16 protein-coding genes and 1 pseudogene are annotated in these 20970 nt (G+C 69.8%); 6 read left to right on the top strand and 11 right to left on the bottom strand.

The annotated features are described in order from the left end of the window. Positions 1-40: 40 nt before the first annotated feature. Positions 41-1612: a DUF5928 domain-containing protein gene (locus T8T21_RS09700; protein WP_322335444.1), complete on the top strand. Its 1572-nt coding sequence runs from the start codon at positions 41-43 to the stop codon at positions 1610-1612. Between the two features lie 10 nt (positions 1613-1622). After that, positions 1623-1988, top strand: a complete 366-nt coding sequence (locus tag T8T21_RS09695; RefSeq protein ID WP_322335443.1) for an HIT domain-containing protein — start codon at positions 1623-1625, stop codon at positions 1986-1988. A 45-nt stretch (positions 1989-2033) separates the two neighbouring features. Here T8T21_RS09695 and T8T21_RS09690 read toward each other — a convergent pair whose 3' ends face one another. Further along, positions 2034-3038, bottom strand: a complete 1005-nt coding sequence (locus tag T8T21_RS09690) for a mechanosensitive ion channel family protein (protein WP_322335442.1) — start codon at positions 3036-3038, stop codon at positions 2034-2036. A 30-nt stretch (positions 3039-3068) separates the two neighbouring features. Beyond that, on the bottom strand, positions 3069-4019 hold the full coding sequence (locus T8T21_RS09685) for an ABC transporter ATP-binding protein (protein ID WP_183473397.1): 951 nt from the start codon (positions 4017-4019) through the stop codon (positions 3069-3071). 108 nt (positions 4020-4127) lie between these two features. On the opposite strand from T8T21_RS09685, the pseudogene T8T21_RS09680 reads away from it, so the two are divergent. The 3 genes and pseudogenes from T8T21_RS09680 to T8T21_RS09670 all read left to right on the top strand — a co-directional run. Then, positions 4128-4301 (top strand): annotated as a pseudogene (locus T8T21_RS09680) (zinc-finger domain-containing protein); the annotation flags it as partial. A 165-nt stretch (positions 4302-4466) separates the two neighbouring features. After that, entirely contained in the window at positions 4467-7268 is a 2802-nt protein-coding gene (polA, locus tag T8T21_RS09675; RefSeq protein ID WP_322335441.1) for a DNA polymerase I, read from the top strand. 83 nt (positions 7269-7351) lie between these two features. Continuing rightward, a complete protein-coding gene (locus tag T8T21_RS09670) occupies positions 7352-7846 on the top strand; it encodes a pyridoxamine 5'-phosphate oxidase family protein (protein WP_183473405.1) in 495 nt (164 codons plus the stop codon). Positions 7847-7967: 121 nt separating this feature from the next. Here T8T21_RS09670 and T8T21_RS09665 read toward each other — a convergent pair whose 3' ends face one another. The 5 genes from T8T21_RS09665 to T8T21_RS09645 all read right to left on the bottom strand — a co-directional run bounded on the left by T8T21_RS09665 (position 7968) and on the right by T8T21_RS09645 (position 13331). Then, complete coding sequence (locus T8T21_RS09665) at positions 7968-8438, bottom strand: Hsp20 family protein (RefSeq protein ID WP_183473408.1); 471 nt, start codon at positions 8436-8438, stop codon at positions 7968-7970. A gap of 156 nt (positions 8439-8594) precedes the next feature. Further along, complete coding sequence (locus T8T21_RS09660) at positions 8595-9413, bottom strand: trypsin-like serine peptidase (protein ID WP_183473411.1); 819 nt, start codon at positions 9411-9413, stop codon at positions 8595-8597. An 81-nt stretch (positions 9414-9494) separates the two neighbouring features. Then, positions 9495-10784: a glycolate oxidase subunit GlcF gene (gene glcF / locus T8T21_RS09655; RefSeq protein ID WP_322335440.1), complete on the bottom strand. Its 1290-nt coding sequence runs from the start codon at positions 10782-10784 to the stop codon at positions 9495-9497. Between the two features lie 10 nt (positions 10785-10794). Then, positions 10795-11904: an FAD-binding protein gene (locus T8T21_RS09650; protein ID WP_322335439.1), complete on the bottom strand. Its 1110-nt coding sequence runs from the start codon at positions 11902-11904 to the stop codon at positions 10795-10797. Further along, a complete protein-coding gene (locus tag T8T21_RS09645) occupies positions 11901-13331 on the bottom strand; it encodes an FAD-linked oxidase C-terminal domain-containing protein (RefSeq protein ID WP_183473420.1) in 1431 nt (476 codons plus the stop codon). The genes T8T21_RS09650 and T8T21_RS09645 overlap by 4 nt, the downstream gene beginning before the upstream one ends. Before the next feature lie 235 nt (positions 13332-13566). Here T8T21_RS09645 and T8T21_RS09640 point away from each other — a divergent pair, with 235 nt between their 5' ends. Further along, positions 13567-14127: a DUF599 domain-containing protein gene (locus T8T21_RS09640; RefSeq protein ID WP_322335438.1), complete on the top strand. Its 561-nt coding sequence runs from the start codon at positions 13567-13569 to the stop codon at positions 14125-14127. An 86-nt stretch (positions 14128-14213) separates the two neighbouring features. Here the strand turns inward: T8T21_RS09640 and T8T21_RS09635 are convergent, their stop codons facing one another. Genes T8T21_RS09635 through T8T21_RS09620 form a run of 4 tightly spaced genes read right to left on the bottom strand, consistent with a single transcriptional unit; the run spans position 14214 to position 20969 of the window. Further along, positions 14214-16286 carry a hypothetical protein gene (locus T8T21_RS09635; protein ID WP_322335437.1) on the bottom strand — a complete coding sequence of 691 codons (2073 nt, stop codon included), beginning with the start codon at positions 16284-16286 and terminating at the stop codon, positions 14214-14216. Beyond that, positions 16283-19066, bottom strand: a complete 2784-nt coding sequence (locus T8T21_RS09630) for a DUF4159 domain-containing protein (RefSeq protein ID WP_322335436.1) — start codon at positions 19064-19066, stop codon at positions 16283-16285. Before T8T21_RS09630 ends, T8T21_RS09635 begins: the two co-directional genes overlap by 4 nt. Further along, the gene (locus T8T21_RS09625) at positions 19066-19956 is read right to left on the bottom strand and encodes a DUF58 domain-containing protein (RefSeq protein ID WP_322335435.1); all 891 of its coding nucleotides are present in this window, start codon (positions 19954-19956) and stop codon (positions 19066-19068) included. Before T8T21_RS09625 ends, T8T21_RS09630 begins: the two co-directional genes overlap by 1 nt. Further along, positions 19953-20969: an AAA family ATPase gene (locus T8T21_RS09620; RefSeq protein ID WP_246391269.1), complete on the bottom strand. Its 1017-nt coding sequence runs from the start codon at positions 20967-20969 to the stop codon at positions 19953-19955. The genes T8T21_RS09625 and T8T21_RS09620 overlap by 4 nt, the downstream gene beginning before the upstream one ends. Between the last annotated feature and the right edge of the window lies 1 nt (position 20970).

The raw sequence follows: 20970 nt of genomic DNA, 5'->3' as shown, positions 1-20970 counted from the left end.
GCGCCGACCGCCGCGCGCGCGTGGCGCATCGGGAACGGACATGACGCGGATCGCCTTCATCCTCTTGTGCCACAAGGACGTCGACGCGGTCGTCGCGCAGGCGCGCGGCCTCGCCGCATCGGGCGACGCGGTGGCGGTGCACCTCGATGCGCGGGCACCGGCCGACGATTGGGCGCGGCTGCGCGCCGGGCTCGACGGCCAGCTTGGCGTGGCACTGGTCGAGCGGCGGCAGCGTTGCGGCTGGGGCGGCTGGAGCCTCGTCGCCGCCACGATCGCGGCGCTGCGCCTTGCGTTGGAGCGTTTTCCGGACGCCACGCATTTCTACCTGCTGTCCGGAGACTGCATGGCGATCAAGTCGGCGGAGCATGCCCACGCGCTGCTGGCGGCTGAGGATGCCGACTGGATCGAAAGCGTCGATTTCTTCGAAAGCGGCTGGATCAAGACCGGGATCGTCGAGGAACGGCTGACCCGCTGGCACCTGTTCAACGAGCGCGACCGCAAGAAGCTGTTCTATGCCAGCCTCGACCTGCAACGCCGCCTGCATATCCGCCGCCGACTGCCGGACGACATCTGCCCGATGATCGGCTCGCAATGGTGGTGCCTGCGGCGCGGCACCGTGGAGGCTGTGCTGGCCTTTCTTGCGGCGCGCGCGGATGTGCGGCGGCTGTTCCGCTGGAGCTGGATCCCGGACGAGACGCTGTTCCAGACGTTGGTGCGCCATCTCGTGCCGGGGGAGGAGATCCGCTCGCGCAGCCTGACCTTCCTGACATTCACCGATTACGGGATGCCGGCGACGTTCCACGACGATCATTACGGCCTGCTGCTGGGCCAGAACGCGCTGTTCGCGCGCAAGATCAGCCCGAATGCCACCCGTCTCAGGGCACGGCTCGCGGATCTGTGGACCTCGGGGCGGCGCGATTTTCCGCAGGGCGGCGACGGGCGGCAGCTGCACCGCTTCCTCACCGGGCGGGGCCGGATCGGCCAGCGGTTCGGTCGCCGCGCTTGGGAGGACGGGGGCACGATCGGCGCTGGGCGCGAATTGATGCTGGTGGTCGCGCACAAGCGCGAGCTCGCCAAGCGGTTGGTCGGCTCGATCAAGCATCACACTTCGATGGCCGCGCTCGACTACCTGTTCGACGAAAAGGATTGCCCGCTGCCCAATCTCGGCGGGCTCGAACGCGGGTTGGAGAAGAGGGGCCGCCACCGGCGGGCGCTGCTGCGCGTGCTTTACGAAGTACTGGGGGCCGAGCGGATGGTGATCTGCGTCGATCCGGGGCGTTTGGAGCTGATCCGCGACCTGTCCGGTGACCGGGCCACGGTACGGATTCTGGAGATCGAGGCCGCGCTCGACGACCAGCAATTGCGCCGACACGCGATGCGCACCGGCCTGGCCGGCGAGAGCGAGTCGGGGCTCGATCTGCTGATGCCGACGCTGCGCCAGCATCTCGAGGCCGAGATCCGCAATCTGCGGGAGGCCGGTTTCGCCGGGCATTACCGGCTTGTCGCGGGGGCGCCGACGGAGGACAACTCCAGAGCGCTGCAGGCGTTTCTCGACGTGCCGGCCGAGCTGGCGGGGGATATCGCCCGGACGCCGCATCTGTTCGATGACTGAGGAGGAAGCGATGCGCTTCGACTACGACGACGGAAACATCTTCGCGAAGATCCTGCGCGGCGAGATCCCCAACAAGACCTTTCTCGAAACCGAGCACACGCTCGCCTTCGAGGATATCGCGCCGCAGGCGCCCGTGCATGTGCTGGTGATCCCCAAGGGGGCCTATGTCAGCTACGACCATTTCGCGCGCGACGCTTCCGACGCGGAGATCATCGATTTCAACCGCTCCGTGGCGGCCGTCTGCGAGAAGGCCGGCGTCGAGGAGGGCTTCCGCGCCATCACCAATGCCCGCGCCCATGGGGTACAGGAGGTGCCGCATTTCCATGTGCACATCCTCGGCGGACGCCCCTTGGGTCGGATGCTGGAACGCGGCTGAGGCCGGGCGGGGCACCGCTCTGCCGCAGCATCAAGGGGTGGCAGGTCAGCCCCGCGTCGCGGCCGTGCGGATCGCGTCGGCGATACGGCGCGCCTCGGGGCTGTCGCCCTTCGCGGGCCAGCCCTCGCGCTGGGCGGTGCGGTCGCCGTCGGTGGCTTCGGTCTGGTCGTGGAACAGCACCATCCGGGTCGGGTAGGGCAGGTCGACGCCCGCCGCGTTCAGCGCGTTGTAGGCATCGCGGATCACCCGGCCCCAGACATGCACCACGTCCGAGCGCTTCGAATCCGTCCACCAGCGCAGCCGAACCGTATTGCCATCCGCATCCATGCCCCACGGGATCGCCTCGGGCGCCGGGTCGGAGAGCACGCCTTCGCACCCCTGCGCGGCCTCGACCATGATGCGGCAGGCCTCGTCGAAATCGTCGGAGCAGCCGATCAGCACGTCGTATTGCGACCGACGCTTGTCGAAGGCGGTGTTGACCACCACGGCGTCGGTGTAGATGTCGGCATTCGGGATCACCACGCGGCGGCCATCATAGGTCTTGATCAGGGTGGCGCGGGTCTCGATCCGCTCGACCGTGCCCTCATGCCCGCCCGAGACGATCTGGTCGCCGACCTCGAAGGGCTGGCGCACCAGGATCAGGATGCCCGCCAGCATGTTCTGGAGGATGTCCTTGAAGGCGAAGCCGATCGCCACCGAGCCGATGCCGAGACCGGCGAAGAGATCGCCCGGCGAGATCGACGGGGCGACGATGGTGACGGCGAGCATGACGCCCAGGATCATCACCAGCCAGCGCAGCAGGCTCGCGCCCACATCGCCCAGATTGTCGCGCCCACGCGCCCGGCCCGAACGGCGCACCAGCGCCGCCACGCCCCGCGCGAGGAACCAGAAGAGGACCAGCAGTACCAGCGCCACCGCGATGTTCGGCAGCAGCCTGAAGAAACCGTCCGCCCATGCGTCGAGCTTCTCGAAGATGTTGCCGGTGTCGGCATCGACGGCCGCGAGGCTGTCGACATCCTCGCGCGGTGCGGTCTGGGTCTCTTCTTCCATGCGGCCTCCGTGATCAGCGGAGGGCCAACCTCAGGCGGCGGAGGAGGGTTCCCGCGCCTTGGAGGTCAGCTGCAGGAACACGTCTTCCAGATCCGCCTCCTCGGTGCGCACGTCGGCGATCCGCATGCCGCCCGCACGGATCGCATCGAGCACGGTGCCCGCACCCATCACCCGCGCGTCGTAGCCGAAGGCCAAGGTCCCGCCGGGCCGCTCGCTGACGCTGACGCCCTCGGGCAGGGCCGGGATCTGCGCCGGGCCGTCCGGCGTCACGACCAGAGTCTTGGCGCCGACCCGACCCACCAGATTGGCCGTGGTGTCGCGGGTGATCACCCGGCCCTGGTCGATGATCGCGATCTCGTCGCACATCTCCTGCGCCTCTTCGAGGTAATGGGTCGTCAGGATGATCGTCGTGCCCTGCTCGTTGAGGCGTCGCACGTTGCGCCACAGCATGTTGCGCAGCTCGATGTCGACCCCCGCCGTCGGCTCGTCGAGCACCAGCACGCGCGGGGAATGCACCAGCGCCTTCGCGAGCAGCAGCCGTCGACGCATGCCGCCCGAGAGCGAGCGGGCATAGGCGTCGGCCTTGTCGGCGAGGCCGACGAGATCCAGCAGCTCCATGGTCCGGCGCTGCGACTTGGGCACGCCCCAGAGCCCGGCCTGCACGTCGAGCGCGCCGCGCGGCGTGAAGAACGGGTCAAGCACCAGCTCCTGCGGCATCACCCCGATCGCGGCGCGCGACTGGCGCGGGTTCACGTCCTGATCGAAGCCCCAGATCTTCACGTTCCCGGCGCTCTTGAGCACCAGCCCGGCCATGATGTTGATCATGGTCGACTTGCCCGCGCCATTGGGGCCGAGCAGGCCGAAGATCGAGCCCGCCGGCACGGTCAGGTCGACGCCGTCGAGCGCGACCTTGGCCGGGGACTTGGCGCTGGGCGCATAGGTCTTCTTCAGGCCGGTGATCTCGATGGCGGCGTCGGTCATGGCTCGGGTCCTTTCGCGTCTTGTCCCTGCGGGCGGGGCGGCTAGAATGTAGCGCGTTCGAGGCTGGGTCCATGCCCGGCCGCTCCCGTTTGCAAGGCAAGGCCCCTCATGACACTTCCCGCGCCCGAGACCAAGATCGTCGACACCTGGCGCATCGCCTGCGACGGCGGCAGCGCGGGTCTCGGCCACCCCCGCGTCTGGCTGATGATCCCGCACGACACCGGCTGGGTCGACTGCTCCTACTGCGATGCCCGCTACATCCATCGCGAGTACGCCGAGAAGGGCGCCGAGGGGCTCGATGAGATCACCCGCGGGCAGGACCGCTCGGGGCAGGAGAACGAGACCCGCTGAGGCGGGCCACTCCCGGACAGTACCGACGAAATTTCTCCGAAACCCGGCAAGGTTTCGGCTAGACAGACACGCGACATCGCAAGAGGGGACGCGGGCATGACGCAATTCGGCAAAGGGTGCCACCTGCACCTGATCGACGGCTCGGCCTTCATTTTCCGCGCCTACCACGCGCTGCCGCCGCTGACGCGCAAGTCCGACGGGCTGCCGGTCGGCGCGGTCTCGGGCTTCGTCAACATGCTGCAGCGCTATATCGACGGCAACACCGGCCCCGACGCCGCCACCCATATCGCGGTGATCTTCGACAAGGGCTCGCACACCTTCCGCAACGATCTCTACGATCTCTACAAGGCCAACCGCGAGGCAATGCCCGAGGATCTGCGCCCGCAGATCCCGCTGACCCGGCGCGCCACCGAGGCGTTCAACATCGCCTGCAAGGAAAAGGAAGGCTTCGAGGCCGACGACATCATCGCCGCGCTGTCATGCCAGGCGCGCGACGCGGGCGGGCGGGTCACGATCATCTCCTCGGACAAGGACTTGATGCAGCTGGTCGGCGACGGGGTGGAGATGCTCGATCCGATGAAGAACCGCCGCATCGACCGCGACGGCGTGTTCGAGAAGTTCGGCGTCTGGCCCGACCGTGTGGTCGACGTGCAGGCGCTCGCGGGCGATTCGGTCGACAACGTGCCGGGCGCGCCGGGCATCGGCATCAAGACCGCCGCGCTCTTGATCAACGAGTTCGGCGATCTCGAGACGCTTCTCGAGCGCGCGGGTGAAATCAAGCAGCCCAAGCGCCGCCAGACCCTGATCGAGCACGAGAAGCAGATCCGCCTGTCCAAGCAGCTCGTCGCGCTCGATTGCGACTGCCCGCTCGATTTCACGCTCGACGATCTGGAGATCCGCGAGCCGGACCCCGAGGTGCTGCTGGGCTTCCTCGCCGAGATGGAGTTCCGCACAATCACCCGCCGCGTGGCCGAAAAGCTCGGGACCGAGGCGCCCGCCGTGCCCGAGACGGCCCCCGCCGCCGCCGAGGAGGCCGCGCCCGAGCCCGAGGCGCCGTTCGATCACGCCGCCTATCACAAGGTGACGACGCGTGACGAACTGCAGCTCTGGATCGATGCGATCTACGAGCTGGGCCATGTCGCCGTCGACACCGAAACGACGAGCCTCGACGAGATGCGTGCCGAGCTCGTCGGCATCTCGCTGGCGCTGACGCCGGGCCATGCCTGCTACATTCCGCTGTGCCACAGTGAGGGCGGCGACGATCTGTTCGGGGGTGCCCAGCTCTGCGCGGGGCAGATGCCGATGGAGGAGGCGCTGGCGATGCTGAAGCCGGTGCTGGAGGATTCCTCGATCCTCAAGATCGGCCAGAACATGAAGTACGACCTGAAGATCTTCGCCGGTCTCGGGATCGACGTGGCCCCCTTCGACGACACGATGCTGCTGAGCTACGCGATGCATGCGGGGCTGCACAATCACGGCATGGACACCCTGTCCGAGCGTTACCTCGGCCACCTGCCGATCCCGATCAAGCAGGTGATCGGCACCGGCAAATCCGCCGTGACCTTCGACCGCGTCGGCATCGAAGAGGCGGTGAAATACGCCGCCGAGGACGCCGACATCACGCTGCGCCTGTGGAAGCGCTTCAAGCCTGAGCTGCACAAGACCCGCGTCACCACCGTCTACGAGACGCTGGAGCGCCCGCTGGTACCGGTTCTGGCGCGGATGGAGCGGGCGGGCGTGCAGGTCGACCGCGAGGTGCTGTCGCGCATGTCCAATGCCTTCGCGCAGAAGATGGCGGGGCTGGAGGCGGAGATCCACGCCAAGGCCGGGCGGCCCTTCAACGTGGGTTCCCCCAAGCAGCTGGGCGAGATCCTGTTCGACGATCTCGGTCTGCCCGGCGGCAAGAAGGGCAAGACCGGCGCCTATGCCACCGGCGCCGACATCCTCGAAGATCTCGCCACCGAGCACGAGCTGCCGCGCCTCGTGCTCGACTGGCGGCAGATCTCGAAGCTGAAATCGACCTATACCGACAGCCTGCAGGAACACATCCATCCCGAGACCGGGCGGGTGCACACCTCCTATTCGATCGCAGGCGCCAACACCGGCCGTCTCGCCTCGACCGACCCGAACCTGCAGAACATCCCGATCCGTACCGAGGAGGGCCGCCGCATTCGCGAGGCCTTCGTCGCGCCGAAGGGCCGCACGCTCGTCTCGCTCGACTACTCCCAGATCGAACTGCGCATCCTCGCCCACATGGCCGATATCGAGGCGCTCAAGCAGGCGTTCCGGGAGGGGCAGGACATCCACGCCGCCACCGCGTCCGAGATGTTCAACGTGCCGCTCGACGAGATGACGCCCGAGATTCGCCGCCAGGCCAAGGCGATCAATTTCGGGGTGATCTACGGCATCTCGGGTTTCGGCCTCGCCCGCAACCTGCGGATCCCACGCGATCAGGCACAGGGCTTCATCGACCGTTACTTCGAGCGCTTCCCCGGTATCCGCGCCTACATGGACGAGACCACGGCCTTCGCGAAGGCCAATGGCCACGTGCAGACGCTGTTCGGGCGGCGGATCAACACGCCCGAGATCAACGCCAAGGGTCCCGGCGCGGGCTTTGCCAAGCGCGCCGCGATCAACGCGCCGATCCAGGGCACCGCGGCCGACATCATCCGCCGCGCGATGATCCGCATGGACGAGGCCATCGCCTCCGTGCCCTCGGCGCGGATGCTGCTGCAGGTCCACGACGAATTGCTGTTCGAGGTGGACGAGGCCGAGGCCGAGACGCTGATTCCCATCGCCCGCGAGGTGATGGAGGGGGCGGCCCATCCGGCGGTGCATCTCGACGTGCATCTCGCCGCCGAGGCCGGGCAGGGGCCGAACTGGGCGCTCGCGCACTGACGGAACCGCGTCTGCTTCGCATCGTTGCGGTCTCGAAGCGGGCGGCGGCATCGTGGCCGCCCGTCCAGAGATTGGGACGAGACATGAGCGAGCAAAGCAACGAACAGCGCGTGAAGCAGTTCTGGGACCGGCTGGCCGATCTGCGCGCCGGCATGGTCGGCATCAAGGGCACCGACCGGCTGGTGCCGATGAGCCATCACGTCGACGCCGAGGCCGGGTGCCTGTGGTTCATCGCCGCGCATGGCGAGGAGCTGACCAATGCCGTCGAGGCGGGACCGCGCGATGCGCTGTTCTCGGTCTCCTCGGACAAGCACGGGCTCTATGCCCACGCCCATGGCACGCTGGAGCTGAGCCATGACAAGGCCAAGCTCGACGAGGTCTGGAACGGGGTCGCGGCAAGCTGGTTCGACGACGGGCGCGACGATCCGGATGTGCGGCTTTTGTGCCTGCGGCTGCGCGAGGCAGAGATCTGGACGACCACCACCAGCTCGGCGGCCTTCCTGTTCCAGATCGCCAAGGCCAAGGCGGTGCGCGAAGCCAAGCCGGATGTCGGCGACAACTACACGCTGCGGTTCTGAACCGGCGCGCATGACATGAAAGGCGCGGGCCCTTTCGGACCCGCGCCCTCGCACGGCACGGTTGCGACCGGCGCCTCACCGGCCGGCCGTACCCTGCACGGCCGGCTGGAGTTCCGGCCGATCAGTTGACCGACTTCTCCTCGATCAGATTGGCATTCTGCGGCTTCTGGCTCGAAATCTCGATGCGGCGCGGCTTCAGCGCCTCCGGGACCTCGCGCACCAGGTCGATGTGCAGCATGCCGTCGAGGTGGCTGGCGCCCGTCACCTTCACATGGTCGGCGAGGTGGAAGCGGCGCTCGAAGGCGCGCGTCGCGATGCCGCGATGCAGGAAGGTGCGGCCTTCCTGATCATCCTCCGACTTGCGGGCGGTGACGATCAACGCGTTCTCGCGGACCTCGACGGCGAGGTCGTCGGCACCGAAGCCGGCGACGGCGATCGAGATGCGCCAGGCACTCTCGTCGGTCTTTTCGATGTTGTAGGGCGGATAGTTATTCGTGGCGGTCTCACCGGCGAGCACGCGGTCCATCAGGTCGGCGACCTGATCGAAGCCCACGGTGGCACGGTAGAGCGGGGCAAGATCGAACGTACGCATGTTGGTCATCCTCTGTCTCAAGCGATAACGTCGTGGTGGCCTTCCCGGGTGGGACAGGCCGTGTTTTGCGGAGCCCGGATCGGCGCTCCGTGACAGGGATGTGGGGGAGAGTTTTCGGGGTTTCAAGTCCCGCTTGGCGGGATTTTGCGGGCGAAATCAGGGGCGCACGAAGCGCGCGCCGGTCTCGGTGCGCTGTCCCGCGCCGACCACCCGGACCTGGTTGGAGGACAGCCCGCCGAAGGCGCCGACCCGCTGCGCCATGCGCGCCCGCAGGTCGGGCAGGGGGCGGTCGAGCGCCACGCCGATGGCGACGTTGCGGCCATCCATCTCGGCCTTGGCCGAGATCACCGACACGATCCGGGCCACGCCGTTCTCGAAGCTGAAGACCGGCGATCCGGAAGAGCCGTAATCGACGTCGCAGCCCATCACCAGCAAGCCGTTCTCCTCGCCGAGCACGTCGCAGGTCTCCTGCAGAGAAGGCGCCTCGGCGCGGTCATGCGCGTAGGAGACGACGCCCACCTGCGCGCCCGCTGCGATGCCGCGCACCGTCTCGAAGGGGGCGATGCGGGCGGAGCGGATCGGCTGGGCCAGTTCCAGCAATGCCACGTCCTCGGGGCTGGCCGCGCCTGAGCCCGCGCCGGTGAAGGCGTAGCCCTCGGGCTGCAGCGCCCGGCGCACGCCGCGATAGGCCAGCGCCCGACCGTTGCGCATCCCGGCCTTGAACTCGATCTCGGTGGGGTCGATGCGGGCGCCGCTGTCGCGGTCATAGAGGCAATGCGCCGCGGTGAGCACGAGGTCCGGCGCGATCAGCGCTCCGGTACAGAAACCGCGCCCGCCGAGGTCGAGCCGGCCCACGCCCTCCCAGCCGCGGGCGTCGTCGCCGGTCACCATCTCCACGAGATCGTGCCGGTCGGCGCGCACCGGCAGCGACAGCGCCACCAGTACCAGCAAGGCGATCGCGATGGCTTGGCGCATCACTCCTCCCGTCATGGTCGCTCAGAAAGCGTGCGACCCATGCGCGAGACTAGGACAGCGCGCGACCGCTTCAAAGCCCCATCAAGCGAATTGTTCCGAAATCGCGGACGGTTGTGGACCCCCCGTCGCCCAATCGAGAAGCTGCACCGAATGCACCACCGGGATGTCGGTGCCACGGCCGATCTGCATCATGCAGCCGATATTGCCGGCGGCGATCAGCTGCGGTTTCAGCACCTCGAGCGTCTCGACCTTGCGGTTGCGCAGTTCGGCCGAAATCTCGGGCTGCATCAGGTTGTAGGTGCCCGCCGAGCCGCAGCACAGATGGCTGTCCGCCGGCTCCAGCACCTCGAAGCCGACCTGCTTCAGCAGCGCCTTCGGTCCGGCCTTGAGCTTCTGGCCGTGCTGCAGCGAGCAGGCGGCATGATAGGCAACGCGCACCGGTTCGGCCTTGACCAGCTGAGGCAGGCCCAGCTCGGCCACGACCTCGGTCACGTCGCGGCACAGCCCGCCGATCCTCGTGGCTTCGGCCTCCAGCTCGTGGCCCGCGAACATGTGGCCGTAATCCTTCATCGTGGTGCCGCAGCCGGAGGTGTTGATCACCACCGCGTCGAGCCCCTCGATCGAGGCCATGGAGCGGATCAGCTTGGCCGCGGTGCCGCGCGCCTCGTCGTGCTTGCCCATATGCTCGGTCAGCGCGCCGCAGCAGCCGACGCCCTCGGGGATCACCACCTCGCAGCCGAGCCGGGTGAGAAGCCGGATCGTCGAGTCGTTGATATCCGTGTCCAGAGCGCGCTGGGCGCAGCCGATCGACAGGCCGACGCGCATTCGCCGCTCGCCCTTGGCCGGAAACACCTGCGGGTCGTCGTTGCGCGACACCGGCGGAAGCTTGGCGGGCGCCATCTCGAGCATCGCGCGCAGCCGCTTGTCCGGCATCAGCCCCTTGAAGGGCTTGCCGATCCGGGCCGCGAGCAGCGCCAGCCGGAACCGGCCCGGATAGGGCAGGATCCGCGACAGCACCCAACGCAGGAACCGGTCCATCGGCGGGCGTTCGTAGTTCTTCTCGATATAGCCGCGTGCCTGGTCGATCAGGTGACCGTAATGCACGCCCGAGGGACAGGTCGTCATGCAGGCGAGGCAACCGAGGCAGCGGTCGAGATGGGTGACCGTCTTGTCGTCGGGGATGCGCTCGTTCTCGAGCATGTCCTTGATCAGGTAGATCCGGCCGCGCGGTGAATCCAGCTCGTCACCCAGCACCTGGTAGGTCGGGCAGGTCGCGGTGCAGAAGCCGCAATGCACGCAGGAGCGCAGGATCGCATTGGCCTCGGCGGTCTTGGGATCGCGCAGCTGCGCAGGCGTGAAATTGGTCTGCATGGGGTCTCCGTCAGGCGGCGAGGATGCCGCGCGGGTCGAATGTCTCGCGCAGGCCGCGGGTCAGCGCCTGCAGCGCCAGCGGCTCGGGCTGGAGCGTGTGAAGCTTTGCATGGGTCTCGGGCGTGGCGCGCAGGAGCGTCGCATGGCCGTCATAGCGGCCGAGCTTCGCGCGCAGATCGTCGCCTTCCGCAGTCAGCAGCCAGATCAGCCCGCCGCCCCAGTCGTAGAAGGCGCGCTTGGCTCCGGCTCTGGCGACGAGGTCGGCGGCCTGGCTTGGCCGCACCGAAACGCGCCAGACATCGCCTTGCTCTCCGTGGAAGGGGGCGACGTCGCGGATGCCGCGCCATTCGGCCCGCACCGCCTCGCGGTCGGTCTCGATCTTCCAGCCGCCATGCGCTGCCAGCCGCTCGGCCAGCGCCTTGCAGCGATAGGCGACGGATGGCGCGAAGCCCTCGATCCTGAGCACGGTGCGCGGCCCGCCCTCGGCATGCGGGTCATGCGCCGCGCCGGACACCTCGAAGGGCGTGCCGAGCGCCGCCGACATGGCGCGCACCGCTGCGGCGTCGTCGAGCCCGCGGGCCACGAGGTTGGCGCAGTTCTCGGTGCCGGGCAGCACCTTGAGGGCAACCTCGGTGATCACGCCAAGCGCGCCACGGCTGCCGGCGACCAGCCGGGCGAGGTCGTAGCCGGTGACGTTCTTCATCACCCGGCCGCCATTCTTGACGATGGTCCCTTCGCCATCGACGAAGCGCAGCCCGAGCAGGTGATCGCGCGCGGCCCCCACCTGCATCCGGCGTGGCCCCGAGACGTTGGCCGCGACGACGCCGCCGATGGTCGGCGTGCCGGTCGTGCCCAGGAGGCCGCGATGGTCCATCGGCTCGAAGGCGAGGCGCTGGTTCGCCTCGGCCAGCGCCGCCTCGATCTCTTCGACCGGGGTGCCGGCCCGCGCCACCAGCGTCAGCGCCGCCGGGTCGTGCAGGGTGATGCCGGTCAGGCCCGAGGTGGTCAGCGCCTCGCCCGCGGGCAGGGGGCCGCGCGTGCCGCCGCCACGTACCGAGATCGGTCCGTGCGCCGCGCGCACCGCCTCGGCCAGCTCGGCCTCGGATGCCGGCCGGATCATGCCCGCCGCCCTTCGCTGACGTCGAGCGGAAAGACCTTGGCCGGGTTGAGGAGCCATTTCGGGTCGAACACGTCCTTCACCTTCATCTGCGCCTCGAGATCCTCGCGGGCGAACTGCACGCTCATCAGGTCGCGCTTCTCGACGCCGACCCCGTGCTCGCCGGTGAGGCAGCCGCCCACCTCGACGCAGAGCCGCAGGATGTCGGCGCCCATCTCCTCGCATTTCTCCAGGTCGCCCTCCTTGTTCGCATCGAACAGGATCAGCGGATGCATGTTGCCGTCGCCAGCGTGGAACACGTTCGCGACGCCGAGGCCATACTGGTCGCTGAGCTCGCCGATGCGCTTAAGTACCTCAGGCAGGGCCGAGACCGGAATCGTGCCGTCGAGGCACATGTAGTCATTGATTTGCCCCATCGCGCCGAAAGCCGATTTGCGCCCCAGCCAGATCCGCGCCGCCTCGTCGGAGTCCTGCGCCGCGCGGATTTCCACGGGGTCGTGGTCGCGGGCGATCTTCAGGATGGTGTCGAGCTGGTAACTGATCTCGTCGGCCGAGCCCTCGACCTCGACGATCAGCAGCGCCTCGCAATCGGGGTAACCCGCCTTGGCAAAGGCCTCGCAGGCGCGGATGCAGGGGCGGTCCATGTATTCGATGGCGACAGGCAGCACGCCGGCCTTGATGATGTCGGCCACGCAGGCACCCGCCGCCTCGGCGCTGTCATAGCCCATCATCACCGGCAGCGCGCCTTCGGGCTTGGGCAGGATCCGCAATGTGGCCTCGGTTACGACGCCGAGCTGGCCCTCTGATCCGCAGATCACGCCCAGCAGGTCGAGCCCGCCCGCATCCATATGCGCGCCGCCGATCTCGATCACGGTGCCGTCCATCTGGACCATGGTCACGCCGAGCAGGTTGTTGGTCGTCACCCCGTATTTCAGGCAATGCGCGCCGCCCGAATTCATCGCGATGTTGCCGGCGATCGCGCAGGCGAGCTGGCTCGACGGGTCGGGGGCATAGAAGAAGCCCAACTCCTCGACCGCGCCCGTCACGCTCAGATTGGTGCGCCCGGTCTGGACCCGGATGATCCGGTCATCTGTGTCGATCTCCAGCACCCGGTTCATCCGCGAGACGCCGAGGATCACCGAATCGGCGGTGGGCAACGCGCCACCGGCGAGCGAGGTGCCCGAGCCGCGCGGCACCACCGGCACGTTTTCCTCGTGGCACACCCTGAGCGCCGCCGAGACTTCCTCGGTGGTGGCGGGCAGCACGACGCAGAGCGGCGGGCAGCGATAGGCGGTCAGCGCATCGCACTCATAGGCGCGGGTCTCGGCCGGGTCGTGGATCACGCCACGCGCCCCCAGGACCTCGGTCAGGCGCTGCACGACCTGTGCCTTCTTCGCCATGATTTTGGCGTCGGGGGATGGCATCTGCATGGAACATCTCCTGTGCCGCAAGGGAGGCTTCGCGGATTGGTAAAGAAATATAACCAAACCTCCCCCATGGCAAGCGCTTCACGCCCCGGCTAGGTTGCGCAGCATGAACCCGCTCGACAGCCTGCCGCATCTGACGCCTCTCGACCTTCTGGGCCTCGCCCTCCTGTGGCTGGGCTATTAGGCGATCGGCTGGCGGATCGAACACCCGGGCCGACGGCCCTCGGTGACGGTGCTGATGGCCGAGCATCGGCGCGAATGGATGCGGGCCTTCGTGCAGCGCGGCAACCGGATCTTTGATGCGACGATCATGAGCAGCCTGCGGCAGGGCACATCGTTTTTCGCCTCGACCTGCCTTCTGGCCGTGGGCGGGGTTCTTGCATTGATCGGCAACACCGAACCGCTGCAGGGCGTGGCCGAGGGGTTCGGGCAGGGGCGCCAGCCCGCTGTGCTGTGGCAGATCAAGCTGCTGCCGGTGGCGCTGCTGCTGACCCACGCCTTTCTCAAATTCGTCTGGGCGCACCGGATCTTCGGCTATTGCTCGGTGCTGATGGCCTCGGTGCCCAACGAGGCGAGCGACCCGCGCGCGCTGCCGCGCGCGATGCAGGCGGCGGAGCTGAACATCCGCGCCGCCTGGAACTTCAATCGCGGCCTCAGGGCGATGTATTTTGCGCTGGGCGCCGTGGCCTGGCTCTTGGGGGGCTGGGCGCTGGTGCTGGCGATGACGGCGGTGCTGTGGCTGCTGTGGAGCCGGGAATTCGCCTCCGTCCCGCGCGCGGTGCTTCTGGAGCAGGGCTGAGCGGGCTTCGAACGTGCCATCCTGTCGGCGAGACGGCAGCGGCGCCAACCGATCCGCCGTCACTCACGACATCTGGTCAGCCCCGCCTAGCGCCGCGCCTCGCGCAGCCACGCGCCGATCATGAGCGCCGCCGCCAGGAGCAGCATCGCCCAGGCCGGAACCAGCGGGATCACGGTGAGGTCGAGGGTACGGTAGGCACCACGCGGGGTGATCCCGATCCAGCCGCGCCCGGCGGCCGGGCGGCCCGGCCGGACCTCGCGCAGGGCGGGCAGACCCTCTTCGATCGCCTTGATGCCGCCGCGTGCGGGGGCGACGATCTCCTCCAGCGCCGCGCCATCGGCGATGGTCTCCTCGAATTCGCGCGGGGCGGCGGGGCCGAGGGCGATCACCGCTGACTGGTCCCCCTCCGAAAGCCGGTAGAGTCCCATCATCGGCGCGGCCCAGATCGCCTCGAACCGGCCCGGCTCGGTTTCATCGAGCAGCACTTCGGTCTCGCCGCCATCGGGGCCGGTCACGCTGACCGGGCCGATCTCCTCGGCCAGCGACCGGCGCACGATCCGCATGGTCAGCCCCGAGGGCTCGGCCCAGAGCGCTTCTTCTTCAAGCTCCGGCTCCTTCATCATCCAATGCGCCAGCCGGCGCAGCAGATCGAGCTGCGGCCCGCCGCCATCATAGCCCCGGCCCCAGAGCCAGACCTGGTCGGAAGCCAGCAACGCCACGCGCCCGTCGCCGACGCGGTCGAGCGCCAGAAGCGGCCCGCCGGGCCCGGTGAGCGCCACCGTGGCGCTCTGGGTCGGGTCGATCTGCACCTGTCTGAACCAGCGGCCCCAATGCGGCTCAAGCGGCGCGTCCTCGGCATCGAGCCAGGGATCTGCGAGCCCGGCGGTGACCGGGTGGCGCGCACCAAGCTCGGTCAGCTCGGGGCGGAAGGCCCGTTCGACCACCCGGGCGCTGGGCGCGCCCGGCAGCACGAAGCCCAGCGGGCTGCGGAAGATGCTGTCGACGCCCGCATATTCCGGCCCGGCCGTGACCAACACCGCGCCGCCCTCCTCGACGTAGCGGGCGACATTGGCGAAATACTCCGAGGGCAGGATGCCCCGCCGGCGGTAGCGGTCGAAGACGATCAGGTCGAACTCGTCGATCTTCTCGATGAACAGTTCGCGGGTCGGAAAGGCGATCAGCGACAGCTCCTCGACCGGCACGCCGTCCTGCTTTTCGGGCGGGCGCAGAATGGTGAAATGCACGAGATCGACCGAGGGGTCGGATTTCAGCAGGTTGCGCCATGTCCGTTCGCCCGCATAGGGCTCGCCCGAGACCAGCAGCACCCGCAGGCGATCCCGCACGCCGTTGATCTGCACGACGCTCTGGTTGTTGCGCGCGGTCAGTTCGCCCTCGACCTCGGGCGTGGCGAATTGCAGCACGTTCATGCCGCCATGCGGCAGCGCCACCGGCAGGCGGATGTCGCGACCGAGCGGCACCTCGAAGCGCATCGGCTCGCCGCCATCGACGGCGATGGTCAACGGCACGGTGCCGCCGGAGGCCGGAGCGGCGCCGCTGTCCTCGACCCGCAGCGTCAGCTCGACCTCCTCGCCCAGAATGGCGAAGGCGGGGGCGTTGCGCACCACCAGCCGACGGTCCCAGTCGCTTTCCCGACCGGTCAGCAGCACATGCGCAGGCGCCGGCAGATCTGGGGCACGCGCCGCGTCGTGCAGCCTTCCGTCGGTCAGCATCACGATTCCCGCGACCCGGCCCGCCGGTTCCTCGGCCAGCGCCTCGGACAGCGCGCCCATGAGTTGCGTGCCGCCATCCTCCGGCGCGTCGCCCAGCCGCACCACGCGCAGTTCGGTGTTCTCGCGCGCCGCGACCTTGCGGCGCAGATCCTCGAGCGCCGCCTCGGCCTGCGCCGGGCGGTCCGACAGGCCCTGGCTCGCGCTTTCGTCGACGACGGCCACCACGATGTCAGACAGCGGCTGGCGTTCCTCGCGCCGGAGCGCCGGGTTCGACAGGCCGAGGATCAGCGCCAGCCCCGCCAGCACCCGGAGCCACCAGCCCGGCAGGCCGCGCCACAGCGCCAGAGCCGCCGCAATAACAGTAAGCGTTGCCAGCGCCGCCAGCGCAGGCCAGGGCAGGAGCGGGTCGAAGATCACCGTGCCGTTCACTGGCCGAGCCTTTCGAGCAGCGCCGGCACGTGCACCTGATCGGATTTGTAGTTGCCGGTCAGCACATGCATCACCAGGTTCACCCCGAAGCGGAACGCCATCTCGCGCTGGCGCTCGCCCGCCATGCCGCGCCCGACCGGGTAGAGCGGCATGCCGATCTCGTCCATCGCCCAGGCCGAGGCCCAGTCATTGCCGCCGATCACCACCGGCGTGACGTTGTCGTTGAGATTGCGGAACGGCATGCCCGGCGTCGGTTCCTCGTCGGGGGCGGCTTCGACCCAGACGGCGCGGCCCTGATGGCGGCCGGGGAAATCCTGCAGCAGGTAGAAGGTGCGGGTGAGCACGTGATCCTCCGGCACCGGCGAGAGCGGCGGAATGTCGAGCGGCCGGGCGATCGCCTGCAGTCGCTGCCCTTCGGGCGTGGTCGTGCCGAGCCCGGCGATGCCTGCATCGCGGGTGTCGAACACGATCATGCCGCCACCGCGCAGATAGGCATTGAGCTTGTCATAGGCCGCGCCGGAGGGGATCGGGGTCTCGGCGGTGACCGGCCAGTAGAGAAGGGGGAAGAAGGCCAGTTCGTCGGTCTCGGGGTCGACGGCCATCGGCGCGGCGGGTTCGACCGAGGTGCGCTGCCACAGCGTCCGGCCCAGCCCCTCGAGCCCGGCGCGGGCGATCTCGTCGACCTGCGGGTCACCCGAGAGCACATGGCCAAGTACCACCGAGCCGGTGGCCGCCTGGGCGAAGGCCTCGACGCCGGGATCCATCCGCGCCTCGGCCGGCGCGCCTGCCTGCGCCTGCGCCTCAGAGACGGGCGGCAGCAGCAACGCCAGCAGCAGCAGGGCGACGTCGGGGCGCAGCCGCCCGCCGACCGCGAGCGAGGCCAGCGTGTCGAGCGCCATGAGCGCCACGGCCAGCGCCAGCAGCGCGCCGCCGAGCGGACGTTCCGCCGGACGATCGAGCCCCTCGACCGCAATCCGGGCCGGCCAGCGGGCCGGGGCGAGGGTGGTGTCGGCCTGCGTGACGTTGAGCGCGAAGCGCCCGGCCTCGCCTTCGTAGAGGCCTGGCGGCAGCTCGGGGCCGAGCTCTCCGCGGGCCAGGTCTTCGCCGGCCACGGCGGCGCGGGTGTCAGTGGCAGTCAGCCGGCCCTGCGCGTCCAGAAGCTCGGCCGGCTGCCAGCTGGTGCCGGCGAGATCGGCGGCCGCGTCGGCCTCGGTACGGGCCGAAATGGCGAGACGTTCGAGCATCGACACGAACAGCCCCGAGAGCGGCAGCGACGACCACTCGGCATTGGCGGTGACGTGGAACAGCACGACCTGCCCGTCGCCCTGCTCCTTGCGGGTGACCAGCGGCGTGCCATCCGAAAGCTGCGCGATGACACGCGCGGCGAGCTCGGGGCCGGGCTGGGCCACGACCTGCGCCCGCACGGTGACGTCCCCGGGCACGGCCAGACCGTGGAACGGGCTGTCGGTGTCGAAGGGGGCGATGGTCTTGGGCTCGCCCCAGCTCATCGTGCCACCGACCGAACGGCCGCCGGCACGCAGCCGCACCGGCATCAGCGGATCGTCCCCGGCGCGCCCGGCGTCCGACGCGGCAAGACGGGGGCCCGCGAACCGCAGCAGCAGCCCGCCCGCCTCGACCCAATCTTGCAGGGCCTCAGCCTCGGCGGGCGGCAGGCTGCCGGCATCGGCCAGCACGATCACGTCCGGATTGGCGGGGATCAGCGTCGCGAGATCGCCCGAGACGAGGTCCGCCTGCGGCACGAGCGCCACGCGCAGGTAGTGCAGCGGCGAGAGCAGCGCGCCGGCCTCGCGTGCCGCGCGGCTCTCCACCAGCCCGACCTCGCGGCGCCGCAGCGCGTCGTCGGTGAGGGCGACGGCGGCGGCGGAGCGCGCGGTCTCGATCTCGAAGCGGGTCACACGGTTGCGCAGCTCGGGCGGCAGCGACAGGGCAGCGCGCGCGACCGCCTCGCCCGGGGCGAAATCGAGGGTCGCGGTGGCCAGCCGCCGCTCGACCCCGGCGGGGTCGAGGCCATGCGCCGCCACATCGGCCTGCGCCGCGCCGCCGGTCGGGGTCCGGACCGCCTCGAGCGCGATCTCGGCGCCGTCGAGCACCGGTGGGCGCAGCGCGAGGATCCGGCGCGGGGTCTGGATCACCCGCACCTCGCCATGGGATTCGAGCGCCGCCAGCAGGTCCTCGCGCCCTTCGCGGGCGAGGCCGTCCGACAGCCAGACGGTCTCGAACCGGCCTTCCAGCCCGTCGCTCCACGCCGAGAGGGCCTGCGGATCGGGCTCCCACGGTTTCGGGGCGAGGCCGGGCAGGGTGCCAAGCACCGCCTCGGCCGGATCGAAGCGGATTTCGTTGGGCAGGTCGGTCAGCATCGCGACGGCGGCGGGACGACCGGCGCGGCGCGCTTCAGAGAGCAGCGCCTCGATCCGCTCGATCCGCACCGGCCAGTCACGGGCGTCGGCCCATGTGCCGTCCGCCACGACCAGGAGCGGCCCGCTGCCCGGCGCCGGGCGCTCGGCGGGGTTCAGCACCGGCCCGGCGAAGCCGATGATCGCGGCGGCGACGGCGAGGATGCGCAGCAGCAGCAGCCACCAGGGCGTGCGGTCGGACTGGTTCTCGCGGTCGTCGAGCCCCAGCAGCAGCGCCACGCCGGGGAAGCGGCGGCGCAGCGGCGCCGGCGGCACCGCGCGCAGGATCAGCCACAGCACCGGCAGCAGCACCAGCCCGGCCAGCAGCCAGGGCGAGAGAAAACCGACAGGGCCGAGGCTCCACATCAGCGCCGCTCCAGCGCCGCGTAGAGCCACAGCAGCGCGGCGGCGGCGCTCGTATCGGTGCGATGGGTGGAGAACTGCCAACCGGTGAGCCGCGCGAGGCCTGCCAGCCGGTCGCGGCGCTGGGCCAGCCGCTCGAGATAGCGGTCGCGCAGATCGCCTGCCTTCAGCGTCTCGTGGCGCAGCGCGCCGGTCATGCTTTCGAAGATCGTGCGGCCATCATAGGGAAACGCCTCCTCGGCCGGGTCGAGCACCTGCAGCAGCGCGCCCTGCACGCCGCGATCGGCCGCTTCGGTCAGCATCGCCTCGACCGGCTCGACCGGGCCGAGAAAATCCGAGACCAGGACCGCGCGGGAGCGCGGCGCGAGGTCGCGCGCCCGCGGGACGCCGTGATCGCCCTCCGCATCCTGCGACAGCAGCGCGGCGAGCCGGGTCAGCTGGCCCGCGCCGCGGCGCGGCGGCAGTCGGGCATCGGCGAGGCCGACCCGCTCGCCGCCCCGGGTCAGCAGCACCGCCAGCGCCAGCGCCACCAGCCGCGCCCGGTCGCCCTTGGGCGCCAGCTTGGCGGTCGAGGCAAAGCGCATCGCCGCGCCGTCATCGACCCACAGCGCGACGCTCTGGGCGATCTGCCATTCCTTCTCCTGCACGAAGGTCTGGTCGGCACGGCCGGAGCGACGCCAGTCGATGGCGCGCGCGGTGTCGTGCGGCTGCGCCGCCCGATATTGCCAGAAATTGCTGCCGGCGCCGGCGCGCCTGCGGCCATGCTCGCCCATCAGCACCGTGCGGGCGAGCTGTTCGGCCTCCGCGAGCAGCGGCGGCAGCGGAGCGGCGAGGTGTTCGGCCCGGCTCCGGAGACCGAGCGTCGTGCTGTCCGGGGCCGCCGCGGCGGTCACGCCGCCGCCTCGACCCGCGTCACCTGCGCCGCCGCGCGCTCGATCAGCCCGGGCAGGGTCTCGCCCCGCGCGCGGGCCGCGAAGCCGAGCGCCATGCGATGCTCCAGCACCGGCACGGCGAGCCGGGCCACGTCCTGCGGCCCCGGCGCCAACCGCCCGTCGAGCAGCGCTTCGGCGCGTACCGCGAGCATCAGCGCCTGCGCGGCGCGCGGCCCGGGGCCCCAGCTCACCGACTCGCGGATCTCGGACAAGGCCTCGGCCCCGTCGGGACGGCAGGCGCGGACGAGGTCGAGGATCAGCTCCATGACGTTCTCGCCCACCGGCATCCGGCGCAGCAGGCGCTGGGCATCGATCAGCTCGCTGGCGGAGAACACCGCCTGCGCCTCGGCCTCCTCGATGCCGGTGGTGGCCAGCAGGATCGCCCGCTCGGTATCGCGGTCGGGGTAGGGCACGTCGATCTGGAACAGGAACCGGTCCAGCTGCGCCTCGGGCAGCGGGTAGGTGCCCTCCTGCTCCAGCGGGTTCTGGGTCGCCAGCACGTGGAAGGGCGGTCCGAGCCGGCGGTGCTGCCCGGCGATGGTCACCTCGCGCTCCTGCATCGCCTGCAGCAGCGCCGACTGGGTGCGCGGGCTGGCGCGGTTGATCTCGTCGGCCATCAGCAGCTGGCAGAACACCGGCCCCTCGATGAAACGGAAGGCGCGCGAGCCGTCGGCGCCAGTCTCGAGCACCTCGGAGCCGAGGATGTCGGCGGGCATCAGGTCGGGGGTGAACTGGATGCGGTTGCCGTCGAGCCCCATCACCGTCGATAGCGCCTCGACCAGCCGGGTCTTGCCCAGACCGGGCAGGCCCACGAGCAGCGCATGGCCACCGCAGAGCAGCGCCGACAGCGTCAGCTCAACCACCCGCTCCTGGCCGACGAAGCGCCGCGCCACGCTGTCGCGGGCCAGGGCCAGCCGGTCGCCCAGCGCCTCGATCCCGGCAAGGAGATCGGTGTCGTTCATCTGCTCGGGCATG

This window comes from Limimaricola variabilis, from assembly GCF_034371605.1.
GTDB classification, from domain to species: Bacteria; Pseudomonadota; Alphaproteobacteria; order Rhodobacterales; family Rhodobacteraceae; genus Limimaricola; species Limimaricola variabilis.
Note: the sequence above shows the minus strand (reverse complement) of the source record. Positions and strands in the feature narration are given on the sequence as shown.